Genomic DNA, 12,536 nt, shown 5'->3' with positions numbered 1-12,536 from the left:
TGAGGGATTCCTTTCCGGAACGCAGGGGGGTGGGCCGACCGGGTCGGGTCAGCCGAGCCGGGTGAGGCCGTCGGTGATCACGGCGATGCCGGTGAGGAACTGCTCGCGGTCGTCGTGAGCGTGTATCTGGGAGACGACGGCGCGCATGAACGGGTGGTCCTCGGCGTCGAGGTCCTGCCATGCCTCCGCGGTCGCGTCGAGGAACGCGTCACGGTCGTGCGAACCGTCCGGCGTGTCGCCCTCCGTCCGGGTGTTCTGGCTGACGGCGCCGAGGATGTAGTGCACCAGCGTCGACGCCGCGTCGAACCACGAAGCTCGCGGCACACCCAGCGCGCCGACCTGCCGGCCGATCCGCTCGAAGATGCCGACCGTCACCGTCCCGAACGGCTTGCGGACCACGTGCCGGGTCAGTCGCGTCGCCAGCCACGGGTGCTCGGTGATCGCGTCGAACAGCGCCAGCGCCACGGTGCGGATCTCTTCCTCGGGCGAGGACGGGACCACCACGGAGTCGGTGGCCAGCGCAGCGGTGACAAGCGTCTCGGTCGCCGCGTCCAACAGATCGTCGCGGCTGCCCACCCGGTAGTAGATCGCTCCCGAGCCGGTGGACAGGCGCTCGGTGAGCGCCCGCGTCGTCATGGCGGCCTCACCGCCCGCGTCGAGCAGCTCGATCGCCGTCTCGATGATCCGTTCCCGGGAGAGCACCTGGTTGCGCCGCTCCGAGCGGGGATTCCTCGTTGCCATGCCTCAACCATGACACATTTGGATCGCTGAACTAAATTGGTTTGGCGCTCCAAAAGTGGTGACCGCGCCAGAGGTGGCCTGCCAGACCTGGCGGGTTCTGGCGACCCTCGGCGCAGATCGTGGCGAGGGTGAGGCTGTCGACGCGTCGGCCGGGGGCCAGGATGCCGCCGGGGCACAGCTGGTTGTGGACGACCGGGACTGCCGCGGCCCAGCTCGCATCCGCGAACTCCGCGATCGCGAAATCGGGGTGGTACGCGACTTCTTGAGAGACCGTCGGAGAACCCCCTGCGGGGCAGCGTCGGTCAACGGTCGGGGCGTGAGGTGGGAGAGGAGTCAGGTGTCACTCGTGCCACTCGCGGTCGCCTCCTCGTACCGTCTCCCTCGCCTGCGGCGGGAGAGGGACACCGCGTTCGGTGAACACCTCGCGAGCCACGGCGACGGCGTTGAGGGCACGCGGAAAGCCCGCGTACGCGCACTGGTGGATCAGCGCCTCGACCAGGGTCGCGGGTGTCACCCCCGCGTCGAGCGCGACGCCGATGTGGAGAGCCAGTTGGCGTTCGCAGCCCCCCAGTGCGGCGAGGGTCGCCACCGTGACCAGCTGTCGCTCGGGCAGTGCCAGGCCGGGACGGCAGTACAGATCCCCGTAGATGAACTCCGCGACGTAGCGGCCCAGATCGGGGGCGGTACCCGACAGCGCGGCAAGGAAGTCTGCCGTGACGCGAGCGCCACCGATCTCTTCCATCCGGTGCAGGCCGCGCCTGTAGCGGTCGTCGTCCTTCGCCATCGGCGCTTCCTTCCCGGTTGCTTCGATCCCCTCCGGGATCTCCCGGGGTGCGAGGTGCGAACCGCGGTGCGGACCAGCTCACAGGGGCAGACGGGGCGTAGCCGAACGGCCGGGGCGTACACGCTGCTCCCGGCCGCGCCGAACACGCCCTGTGTCGGCTCGCGTTCCCGGGCCATGATCGAAGCGCGGCCGATGGTCCGGTTCATCGCTACTCGTCCGTACCTGTAGTGAGGTGTCTGCTCATGCGTGACAGGATCGCTTTCCTCTTCCCGGGGCAAGGTGCCTATCTGCCTGGCCTGTTGACCGGATTCCTTGACCCCTATCCCCAGATCGGCCCGGTGCTGCGAGACGTGGACGGCGTCTGCGCCGAGTACGGGCATCGCCCGGTGTCCGAGCTGCTGCTCGATACCGGCGCGCCGCCGATCGACACCCTGCTCGCCGAGCACCCCGAGGCGCTGCACCTGTGCATCTTCACCGCGTCGCTCGCCTGCGCCGCTGTCTGTGCGGCCGAAGGCGTTCGTGCCGATGTCCTTGTCGGGCACAGCTTCGGTGAGTGGGCCGCGCTCACGCTGGCCGGAGTGTGGACCCCCGTCGAGGCCGCCCGGCTCATCTGTGAGCGCGACCGTGTGTGCCGGCAGGCCGGGATCGAGCCGGGTGGGCTGCTCGCGGTCGCCGTCGGACCGGACACGGCGAGGCACCTCGCCGGGGTGGTCGACGAGTGGAGTCTCGGGGTCGCCGTGAGCAACGGGCCCGGGCAGTCGGTCCTCGCGGGGCCGGAGGCCGGCTTGGACCAGGCTCAGGCCGTGGCGAGCGCCCTGGGCGTGCGAGCCGTACGGGTCAAAGCCGCGTATCCCTACCACAGCCCCTGGATGCGGGCGGCGGGCGAAACGTTCCGCGAGGTGATGGAGCGGTCAGGGGCGCGCGTGCCGACCCAGCGGGTGTACTCGCCGATCTCCGGATCGTACGTGTCGACAGCCGACGGAGTACGTGACATCGGCGCCGGCCACATGGTGGTGCCCGTGGACTTCCTCGCGGCGCTGCACGTCCTGCGGCGCGACCAGGTGACGGTGTTCGTGGAGTGCGGGGCCAAGGACATCGTGACCCGGCTCGCCGCCGAGGTGCTGCCTGGAGTGCGGACCCTCGCGCCGATGGCGCGCAGGGGCGGGCCGCAGGCCGCGCGGACGGTCCTGGCCGGGGCGGCCGTGCCTGCCGCTGTCCCGCCGGTCCCCTCCGCCGCGACGGTGCCCGCGCCGCGCCGACCTCAAGGGGACGAAGTGCCCTCCGCGGCCGCCGTCCCCGAGGAGTCCGTCGAGGCCGAGGCGTTGCCGCCACGCGCGGAGTTGATCACCGCCCTGTGCGCCCACTACGCGGAGCGCCTGGGCTACCCGCCGGACGTCGTCACCGACGACGTCGATCTGGAGGTGGACCTCGGGATCGACTCCCTGCGGCAGGCCGAGGTGCTTGCCTCGCTGTACGCGCGCTACGGACTCGACGCCTCCGGGAGCGGCGACCCTCTGCGACGCCAGACGCTTCCGGACATCGCCGACCATCTGATGGCGCTGCCCCGCCTGTCGGCACCGGTCCCGGTCTCGTGACAGCGCGGTCGATCGCCGTCGTCGGCATGGGGGTGCGGCTGCCCGGCGCGCGGGACACGTCGGCGTTCTGGGAACTGCTCAACCGTCCCCATGACGCCTTCAGCGAACCCGGCGCGCGCTACCGCCTCGCCGACTTCCACTCCCCCGATCGCCGGACAGCCGACCGCACCTACAGCCGGGTCGCGGGCTTCATCCACGACAGCGTGCCGCCCGCACGCGACGAGCCTCTGGAAGTCGTCTGGCTGCGTGACTGCGCCCGGCAGGCGACCGCCGGTGTACGGGTGGAGGGAGCGACCCGCGTGTCCTGTGTCGTCGGCGCCTGGCCGGGCGGCAGCCAGGCACTCATGCAGAGTGTGCTGCTCGACAGCGTCGCCCGACGTCTGCCCGGCCAGGAGGCCGAGGTGCGTCGCCTGCTGGCGGAGGTGCTGCCGTACGCACGTACCGGATGCCTGGAAGCGCCCGACGCCGTACGGGCGGCACTCGCGCCTGTCCTTTCCGCCGAGCCGACCGTCTGGACCGTCGACACCGCCTGCTCCTCCTCCCTCTACGCCATCGATCTCGCCGCCAAGCAACTGCGCACCGGGCAGTCCGAACTCGCCCTGTGCGGCGGGGTGTCGGTCCTGGAGCCCACCATGTCGGTGCTGTTCTCGGCGATCGGCGGCCTGTCCGCCACCGGGCGGCTGCGGGCGCTGGACGCGGCGGCCGACGGCACCTTGTTCAGCGACGCGGCCGTGCTGCTCGCGGTCAAGACACTGGCCCGCGCGCGGGCCGACGGGGATCGGGTCCTCGGTGTCCTGGCGGGGTTCGGCGGGGCCGGCGACGGGCGGGGCCGCTCCATGGCCGCGCCCAACCCGCACGGCCAGGCCCGTGCCGTGCGTCGCGCGCGCCAGGAGCGGGGCCTCACGCCGGACGCCGTCGATTGGGTCGTCGCCCACGCCACCGGGACGCGGGCCGGGGACGGCGCCGAGATCAGCGCTCTGAGCGCGGAGTCACCCGCCGCGGGCTGGGCGTGCACCGCTACCAAGTCCCTTGTGGGACACGCTGGTTGGGCGGCCGGGGCGGCCTCGGTCGTTCATGTGCTGCTCGCTCTGGACAGGGGTGCGATCCCGGCCCAGCAGCACTTCGACGAGCCCGCGCGGCCGCTCGGGCGGCTGCGGGTGCCCGATACGCCGCGGCCATGGCCCCGCAACGCGTCGCGTCCTCGTGTCGCAGGCGTGTCCGCGTTCGGGTTCGGGGGGACCAACGGGCATCTCCTCGTGGCCGACCCCGCGCCCACGGCCCCTGCGCCGGCTCCCGTCACGTGGCCTTCGTCCGCGCTCCCCGACGATCTGGTGCTGCTCGCCTGGTCGGCCCGACTGCCGGGGGCACCCGACACCGAGTCCGTACGATCCTGGCTGGCCGGACAAGGACCCGCGCCCGACGCCGAGTTCGGCGACGAGGTACCCGATTTCGCCACCGTGGCCCTGCCCGCCCCGACCGTGCGGGCCGTGGACCGTGCCCAGACCCTGGCTCTGGAGGTCGCCCACCGCTTCACCGCCGAACATGGCGAACCGTGGGCCGACGTCCGGGAACGCACAGGAGTGATCGCCGCGCACAGCGGAGTGCCCGTCGCCCTGCGCGACTACGCTCTGCGCTGCCACGCCGACCTGCTCGGCAACGCGCTGCGCGCCCACCCGTCCGCGAGCACCGCCCTGGACGACCTGCTCGACGAGGTGCGCGCCCGTACTCCGCGGGCCGGGCCCGACGCCATGCCCGGCGTCCTGCCCAACGTCATCCCTTCCCGGCTCGCGGCCCGGTACGACCTGCACGGCGGCAGCATCTGCGTGGACACGGGGACCACTTCGGCCGCCACGGCGTTCTCCGTGGCAGCGCACTACCTGGCCACAGGTGAGCTCCGGCTCGCCCTGGTCCTCGCCGTCGACGCCGGGGCCCTGCATCCCTCCCGCACCGCGGCGGCCGCGGCCGCCGTCCCGCGCCAGGGGGCCTTCCTGCTCGCGCTCGCCCGCGCGACGACCGCCCGCGAGCACGGCTGGCCGGTCACCGCCCGGCTCGCCGCACCGGCACCGATCGGCGATGACAGCGCGGGCCCAGCCGGGGAGTTCCATGCCGCGCGCGATGCCGTACGACTGCTGGCCTCCCTGTCCACCGCCCCTGGCGAACCGCCGACCGTGCGCCTGCCGGGCGCGCCCCCGCTCAAGCCGCCGGCCACCGCGCCGCTCACCGTTCGCCACACCAGCACCCTGCGCCCCGCCCCCTGGCAGGACACGGCTCCGCCGCGCCCGGCGCCGCCACGAAACACCCTGATCCTGACCGACCACACACCGACCGCCACCGACCTGACCCGCCCCGCTCCTCCCCACGGCTGGACGGTGCTGTGCACGGCCCCGGACGCGCCCCGCTCCCTGCGCCCCGGCACGGCGCAAGACCTGGAACGGGCTGTCGAACAGGCAGCCGGGCATGTCCGCGTGATCAGCCGTCCCGGCGCCGCCTGGCCGAGCCGCCCGAGCGCGGGGAACAGCACACTGCACGAAGTCCTCTTCCAGGCTCTCCGCCACGGCCTGCGGCGCCGGCTCTCGGGATCCTTGGGCGCGTTGGCCCTCTGCCCGCCCGATCATCCGCACGCGGCCCTGCTCACCGCTCTCGATCCGGCACTGCTGGCCGACCACCCCGGTCTGCCCGTACGCGTCGTGGTCTGTGACACCACGGTCGAGGACGGACTCGACCGTCTCGCCCGGGAGTGGCACAGCGCCGACGCCGCCCGAGCCGTCTGGTACGTCCAAGGGCAACGGCACCGCCGCCGTCTGGTGCCCGCACCACTTCCGGCCCCCGGCCCGCTGCCGCCGCTGTCGGCAGTGGTGGCCAGCGGCGGCACCGGGGGCGTGACCACTGCCCTGCTCACCGCCCTCGCCACCGGACCCACGCCCCCCGACGTCTGGTTGCTGGGCACGACAGACGTCAGCGCGCTGCCCGCCGAACTTCTCACTGCCACGGAGGCCGAACTCCCGTCCCTGCGGGCCGCGTTCATCGCCCGCGCGCTGCGCGTCGGCACCGGCGGTGTCCGCGAAGCGGCCCGATACGCGGACCGTCTGCTCGCCGGGCGCCGCGCCGCGCGGCACCTGGACCGTCTGCGTGACGCTTTCGGCGAGGCCCGCGTCCACTACCTCCCCTGCGACATCACCGACGCGGACGCCTGCGCCGCGGCCGCACGCGAGGTGGCCGCCCGGCACGCCGGCATCGACCTCTTCCTGCATGCCGCGACCCGCAGCCGCACCGCGCCGCTGGACCGCAAGGCGCCGGCCGACTTCCGCCTCGTACGGGATGTGAAGATCCTCGGATACCACCATCTGCGCACGGCGTTCGCAGACCTCGACCCGCGCCTGTGGTGCAACATCGCCTCGGTCGCCGCCGTCCAGCCCTTGCGCGGAGAGATCGACTACGGCCCGGCCAACGCCTACCTGTCCGCCGTCCCCCACCACCTGTCCACCGTCCGGGAGATCACCCTCGGCTTCCCCCTGTGGCGGGACAGCGGGTACTTCGCGTCCCGTCCCGCACTCATCGGCCAGATCGTCGACGGTGGGCGCCTCACCGGGATCAGCGACACGGAGGGCATCGCCCACTTCCTCGCCGCACTCGCCCCGCACCCCACGCCCTCCGGGGTCTACCTCGGCGCGCGCGAACGAGACCTGATGCGCACCGAGCAGCCCGGCCTGCTGGACGACGACCCCTCACCGCAGTGGCGTCGCACGCTCGATCCCGGGCAACCGGACACCCCACGAAGCGGGGCCTTCCTCACCTCGACCCCTCGCCGCCCCGGCGACGGTTGCGCCACCTGGGACATCGATCTCGCCCCCGACCATCACACCTACCTGGTCCACCACACCGTCCATGGCGAACCCACCGTGCCCGGGACCTTCCTCCTGGCCGCCGCCGTGGAAGCCGCGCTCGCGCTGCGCCCCGGGTGCGCGCCCACCGCGCTCCTGGACGCGTCCTTCGAGGTGTTCGTACGTCCCTCCACCACCCGGGCAACCCGCCGCTACACCCTCACCGCCCACCCGGGCCAGGACCCCGACGACGACACCGTCCTCGTCGAACTCCACGGCACGACCCGGCTGCGCGGCCATGTCCTGCCCCGGCGCCGCCACTTCACCGTCCGCGTCGCGTTCACGCAAGCACCCGCCACACACCGGCAGACGCCCCGGCACCCCACCGAGACCGCTACGCCCCTCCCGCCCGACCCCTACTACTTCGCGGACTCACCGGTGCATCTCACGGGCCTGTTCGCCAACACCCGCCGCTGGCGGAACACCCCCACCGGCCCCACCGCGCTGTGGCGCCCACCGGGAACGGCGTACGAAGACCACCCTGTCTTGCGCCGACTCCCGCTTCCCGCCCTGCTGTTGTGCGCGACTCTCCGCACCCGCACCCTGGTTCCCGACGCCGAGCAGCGGCGCGACGTCGTCGCCCCGCGTCGCATCGCCCGCATCGACCTCCCCGTACCAGCCAACGACCACACCCTCAGCATCGCCTACCCCCACGGCATCACGACCCACCACTCCCCCGCCGAGGACACCTACACAGCCCTCGCCCCCGACGGCACCCTCCTGCTCCGCGTCACCGGCTTCGAAGGGGCCTCGCTGCGCACCACGAGAAGTGCCGGCACCACGTGAACCCGGTACCACTCGTGCGCCGTGTACACCGCACGGTGCGGTCGGCAGCCCGGGATCACGGTCCTCGGCGAGGCCGCCGACGGCCGTGAGGCGGTCGCTCAGGCGCGGCGACCGCGGCCGGACGTGGTCCTGATGGACGTCCGGATGCCGCGCCGGGGCGGGATCGACGCCACCCGGGAACTGCTGGCCGAGTCGGCCCGGCCGCCGAAAGTCGTGGTGATCACCACCTTCGAGAACGACGGTCACGTCACCGCCGCCCTCAGCGCCGGAGCCAGCGGCTTCGTCCTCAAGAGACTGCCGGTCCGGCAGATCGCGGAGGCGGTACGGGTGGTGGCGGCCGGGGAGGCGATCCTCTTCCCGGCCGCACTGCGCCGCATGGTCGCCGCCCGCCCGCTGGGTTCCGCCGAGGCCCTGCCGAGAGCGGCGCTGACCGGGCGCGAGGAGGAAGTGCTGCGGCTGATGGCCACCGGCCTGTCCAACCCGCAGATCGCGGACTCGCTCACGGTGAGCCTGGAGACGACGAAGACCCACGTCGGGAACGTGCTGACCAAGCTCGGCGCGCACAACCGCACCCACGCCGTGGTGATCGCGTACGAGTCCGGTCTGGTGGTGCCGGGGTTCACCGGCTGAGGCACCCGTCCTGGTCGTCGGAGCAACGCCCCGGTGAGCGACCCGCATGGGCGACGCGGCCGAGCTGGAGGCCGGTGCCGACGGTCAGCAGGAGCGCCGAGTCGCCGGGCCGGGGTGAATGGGCAGGCGTTGCGGGCGCGGCTCAGGAGTTGAGGAACTGCTGGAACCGCCGGTCGAATTCCCTCGGGTCCTTGCTCAGCGACGCTTTGACCATGGCGGTGAACTCGTCGACGACGACCTCGAACGCGCCGGCCGCGACACCGTCGAGGGCGGCGCGCGCGACGTCGGCCGGGGCCGTCTTGGGGACGTCGTGGCCCTTCATCATGTCGGTGTCGGCCGCCCCGAGGTGTACCGAGGTGACGAGGGTCCCCTGCCCGGCCAGTTCCTGGCGCAGCGCGTTGCCCATGCTCCAGACAGCGGCCTTGGAGACCGCGTAGGCGCTGCTGCCGGGGAAGACGAACCAGGACGCCGAGGAGGCGATGTTCAGGACGGCGCCTGCGCCGTTCCTCGCCAGGACCGGGGCGAGGGCCCGGACCACGGACAAGGTGCCCCAGAAGTTCACGTCCATCGTGGCGCGGACACCGTCGAGGTCGCCGAGCAGGGCTCCGCCCCCGATGCCGGCGTTGTTGACGAGCAGGTCGACGTCGCCGGCCGCGTGGGCGGCGGCTGCGACGGCGTCGGGGTCGGTGATGTCGAGGGGAAGGACCTCCACGCCGTCGAGGTCGATGGTTTCCGGTCGGCGAGCGGTCGCGTAGACCTTCGCGCCACGCTCGACGAGCTGGGCCGCGAGGTGGCGGCCGATGCCGCGGTTGGCTCCGGTGACGAGCGCTGTGGCTCCGCTGATGTCCATGCGCGTACGCTAGAACCTCACGTCGGCGTGAGGTTCAAGGGTCGGGACCGGTCAGGAGACACGATGCGCATCGGGAAGGCCGCCGAACGCGCGGGGGTCAGCGTTCGCGCGCTGCGCTACTACGAGGAGCAAGGACTCGTCGTCGCCGCCCGCGGCCCCGGGGACCAGCGGCAGTATTCCGAGTCCGACGTCGAGCGGGTGAGGTTCATCCAGCTCCTCTACTCGGCCGGGCTGCCCAGCAAGGCGATCCTGCGCCTCCTGCCGTTCCTGGACACCCTGGTCGCGACACCGGAGATGACGCGACGGCTCACGGACGAGCGGGACCGCATCCAGGCCCGGATCCACGACTTGACCCGGGCACGCGAACGCCTCGACGAGCTGATCGGCCTCGCCGTCCAGTACACGGCGTCGTCACCGGCGCAGTGCCCGCCGGACACGGACGCCACCCCCGACGAACCGAGGACATCCGGCCGAGCGGTCCCAACTGTTCCGTGACTGCCGGAGTCCGGCCGTCCACCTGGAGATGCGCGACGCCTGCATGAAGCCGGACCCCGCCTTCGTCGACTGGCGGGCCGGGACCGCGCTCGATCCCGCCGAGCGCTGGGCCGACCGGCACCGCCTCGTCACCACCGCCGCGCCGGCGTACCTGCTGTCCTGCCAGGACGGCCACGGCGGTGTGGCCGCACCCGGTGCGGTGACGGGTCGGCGGAGTGTGCCGGCCGGCGCACGGGCCGTCAGGTTCTCTTCAGCCACGGTTCGTCGAGCCGGGTGATCTGGAGCGCCAGGATCATCAGGTGCGCCCGGTTGCTGACCCCCGCCTTTCCCTTGATCCTGCGCAGATACGTGTCGACGGTGTGCGGGCTGAGGTGCATGCGCCGCGCGATGGAGGAGTAGGTGTGTCCTTCTGCGAGGTGGCCCAGCACCTCGATCTCGCGCGTACTCAGCAGGTCGAGTACGTCGCCGGCGGTCAAGCTCACGAGCGTGCCTTTCGTGGGGTAGTGGGGTTGAACGCCTTGCGGGAAGGGGGTCACACCCCCGGGGTTCGGTCACCGGTCACGGTCGCCGCTCCCCTCGCGCCTCCGGCAGTCGTACGGAGGTTCGGGCTAAGGTGCGACGCGTGTTCGATATGCGACGCGGTGAGACTTCATGCCGAACGGTGACCGGCCGACCGGGCCGCGACGAAGTGCGCGCAACCGGATCAGGCGTCGGCGACGTCGGGGATGACACGGCCCCAGCCGCTGTCGCCGTTCGTCGTACCCGTCCCCGTGGCCGACGTCGTGACCGCCGGGCCTTCGGGCGCGTTCGGAGCGGGTGCGGCGGCGGAGGGCCCGAAAGCGACGGCCGCGGTGGCGACGACGGAGACGACGATGGCGGCAAGGTTGAGGGACTTCATGCCGGACACTCCTCATTCTGGTGTTTCTGGGACTGGAGCCGGAATCCGCGGTGTGCTCACCCCTTCCGGTGCTCCAAGACTCGCCCGCCGGTGACGTTCGGGCCATGGATCAAGGTGCTCACCAAGCTGCCCCGCAGCAAGACGAACAGGGGACGAAATGTTCAAAGCCGATGAGAGCAGGACAATCGGCTCGTCCGTGGGGCCCGGAAACCGGGAAATGGCCCTCTACCAATGGGTCGTCGGGAACGAGCGGCTGGACCCCGACCGTGCGGCGCGGGAACTGGGTCTGGGCCGGGACGAGGTCGACGCGGCCGTCACCGCCCTGACCGAACTGGGCCTGTTAAAGGCGGACGTGGACGATCCGGCCAGACTGCGGCCGGTCGATCCGGACCTCGTGGCGGCGGTCGTCACGAACTCGCTGGAGAAGTCGATCCGGGACCAGCAGGCCGAACTGCACCACATACGTGACCGGTTCGCCAGCCTGCGCGGCCACTACCTGGACAGTCTGCGCCGGGTGTCCGTGGGCCTCGAACTGGTCCCCGGTCTTCAGGAGGTGCGCGCCGCCCTCAACCGGGCCTCCGCGGAGTGCACCGAGGAGATCCTGACCAGCCAGCCCGGCGGGACCCGGGCGCCGGGCGTCCTCAAGGAGGCCCTGGCCCGGGACACCGAGATGCTCTCCCGGGGGGTGCGGATGCGCACGCTGTACCACCACACGGCCCGGTTCAACGGCCCCAGCCAGGCATACGTCGCCCTGGTGTCCGGTCTCGGCGCCGAATACCGCACCGCCCACGAGCTGTTCGGGCGCCTGATCGTCTTCGACCGCCGGGTCGCCTTCATCCCGGAGCAGGGCGACGGGTGGGGCGCCGTGGTGGTCCGGGAACCCTCGGTCGTGCACTTCCTGTGCGAGGTGTTCGAGCAGTACTGGACCCACGCGGAGCCGTTCTCGGACGCGGCGACGGACGGGTTGGAGGCCGTCGCCAAGGACATCGACAGGACCATCGTGCGGCTGCTTGCGGAGGGCATGAAGGACGAGTCCATCGCGCGCCGCCTCGGCATGTCCCTGAGAACGGCCCGCAAACACATCGCCGACATCATGGAGACGCTGGGGGCCGAGAGCCGTTTCCAGGCCGGTGCCCTGGCGGCCCGTCACGGACTGCTCGGCGACCCCGCCGAGAGTCCGACCGGCTGAATCCGCCCGCCGCCCTGTCCCCGGGTTCGCGGTACCGCGAACTCGGGACTGCCGCAACACCGCCCCGTGCACGAGAGTTCCCCCGACTCCGCAGTCAGGGTGCCCCTTCGACAGGCACCGCTGGTCTCTGCGGTCAGGTGGCGGAAGAACAGCGGGCACCTCCCGTTCCGCCCGACGCGCGGCCGGTGAGGGGAGTGTGAGCGGCACGTGGAATTCGAACCGGCCTCGCAAGGGGCGGAGCCCGGACTGAGCCACTTCGTCAGGGATCTGGCGCTGTGTCTGTCGGTCCACCGCGACCGGAGTCCGGCTCTGGTGTGGCCGGACGGCATCGACGCGGTGGTGGCGGAAGCCGACGGGGAACTGCCCGAACTGGCCACCTCCTTGGGCGCGTTGCTGGGCTGCGAGGTCACCAGCTCCTTCGTCGGCCTGCCGGTGGGGGGACGCGGTGACGGCGACACGGCCGGCACCGACCTGGTGCTGCTGCCCGTGAAGGGCAGTTGCGGCGGCCGGGTCGAGCCGTCGCCCGGGGGGCACGCTCCGGTGCACGCGCTGGAGCTGAGACTGCGGGTGGGCGAGGCGCTGTACGTGCCGCGCGGCTTCGTCTACGCCCTCGACGCCGTGCACACCCCGTGCACGCTCCAGGTGCTGACGCTGCATCCGCCGGACTGGTGACGCTCCTCGGCAGCG

General features: G+C 72.3%; 12 protein-coding genes. 7 read left to right on the top strand and 5 right to left on the bottom strand.

Annotated elements, in window-relative coordinates; genetic code table 11:
* Positions 1-48: 48 nt before the first annotated feature.
* Both IAG44_RS39400 and IAG44_RS39395 read right to left on the bottom strand, forming a co-directional pair.
* The gene (locus IAG44_RS39400; RefSeq protein WP_187751823.1) at positions 49-741 is read right to left on the bottom strand and encodes a TetR/AcrR family transcriptional regulator; all 693 of its coding nucleotides are present in this window, start codon (positions 739-741) and stop codon (positions 49-51) included.
* Between the two features lie 340 nt (positions 742-1,081).
* Complete coding sequence (locus IAG44_RS39395) at positions 1,082-1,525, bottom strand: carboxymuconolactone decarboxylase family protein (protein WP_187751822.1); 444 nt, start codon at positions 1,523-1,525, stop codon at positions 1,082-1,084.
* A gap of 242 nt (positions 1,526-1,767) precedes the next feature.
* Between IAG44_RS39395 and IAG44_RS39390 the strand changes: the two genes are divergently transcribed.
* Genes IAG44_RS39390 through IAG44_RS39380 form a run of 3 tightly spaced genes read left to right on the top strand, consistent with a single transcriptional unit; the run spans position 1,768 to position 8,417 of the window.
* Positions 1,768-3,120, top strand: coding sequence for an acyltransferase domain-containing protein (locus IAG44_RS39390; RefSeq protein WP_187751821.1), 1,353 nt, complete (start codon positions 1,768-1,770; stop codon positions 3,118-3,120).
* Entirely contained in the window at positions 3,117-7,787 is a 4,671-nt protein-coding gene (locus tag IAG44_RS39385; protein ID WP_187751820.1) for an SDR family oxidoreductase, read from the top strand. Before IAG44_RS39390 ends, IAG44_RS39385 begins: the two co-directional genes overlap by 4 nt.
* A 21-nt stretch (positions 7,788-7,808) precedes the next feature.
* Positions 7,809-8,417, top strand: coding sequence for a response regulator (locus IAG44_RS39380; protein ID WP_187751819.1), 609 nt, complete (start codon positions 7,809-7,811; stop codon positions 8,415-8,417).
* Between the two features lie 142 nt (positions 8,418-8,559).
* Here IAG44_RS39380 and IAG44_RS39375 read toward each other — a convergent pair whose 3' ends face one another.
* Positions 8,560-9,267, bottom strand: coding sequence for an SDR family oxidoreductase (locus tag IAG44_RS39375; RefSeq protein WP_187751818.1), 708 nt, complete (start codon positions 9,265-9,267; stop codon positions 8,560-8,562).
* 63 nt (positions 9,268-9,330) lie between these two features.
* Here IAG44_RS39375 and IAG44_RS39370 point away from each other — a divergent pair, with 63 nt between their 5' ends.
* Together IAG44_RS39370 and IAG44_RS39365 are read left to right on the top strand one after the other, a co-directional pair.
* Complete coding sequence (locus IAG44_RS39370; RefSeq protein WP_187751817.1) at positions 9,331-9,762, top strand: MerR family transcriptional regulator; 432 nt, start codon at positions 9,331-9,333, stop codon at positions 9,760-9,762.
* Positions 9,763-9,790: 28 nt separating this feature from the next.
* On the top strand, positions 9,791-10,039 hold the full coding sequence (locus tag IAG44_RS39365) for a hypothetical protein (RefSeq protein WP_187753153.1): 249 nt from the start codon (positions 9,791-9,793) through the stop codon (positions 10,037-10,039).
* Here IAG44_RS39365 and IAG44_RS39360 read toward each other — a convergent pair.
* Complete coding sequence (locus IAG44_RS39360; protein ID WP_187751816.1) at positions 10,002-10,244, bottom strand: response regulator transcription factor; 243 nt, start codon at positions 10,242-10,244, stop codon at positions 10,002-10,004. The two genes, IAG44_RS39365 and IAG44_RS39360, sit on opposite strands and share 38 nt — an antisense overlap.
* Positions 10,245-10,465: 221 nt before the next feature.
* Complete coding sequence (locus tag IAG44_RS39355) at positions 10,466-10,660, bottom strand: hypothetical protein (protein ID WP_187751815.1); 195 nt, start codon at positions 10,658-10,660, stop codon at positions 10,466-10,468.
* Positions 10,661-10,877: 217 nt separating this feature from the next.
* Between IAG44_RS39355 and IAG44_RS39350 the strand changes: the two genes are divergently transcribed.
* The gene (locus tag IAG44_RS39350) at positions 10,878-11,849 is read left to right on the top strand and encodes a helix-turn-helix transcriptional regulator (protein ID WP_246562571.1); all 972 of its coding nucleotides are present in this window, start codon (positions 10,878-10,880) and stop codon (positions 11,847-11,849) included.
* Positions 11,850-12,056: 207 nt separating this feature from the next.
* On the top strand, positions 12,057-12,521 hold the full coding sequence (locus tag IAG44_RS39345) for a hypothetical protein (protein WP_187751813.1): 465 nt from the start codon (positions 12,057-12,059) through the stop codon (positions 12,519-12,521).
* The last annotated feature ends 15 nt before the right edge of the window (positions 12,522-12,536 follow it).

Source organism: Streptomyces roseirectus, assembly GCF_014489635.1.
Lineage (GTDB): Bacteria > Actinomycetota > Actinomycetes > Streptomycetales > Streptomycetaceae > Streptomyces > Streptomyces roseirectus.
The sequence above is the reverse complement of the archived record's forward strand: the minus strand, read 5'-3'. Positions and strand labels throughout refer to the sequence as shown.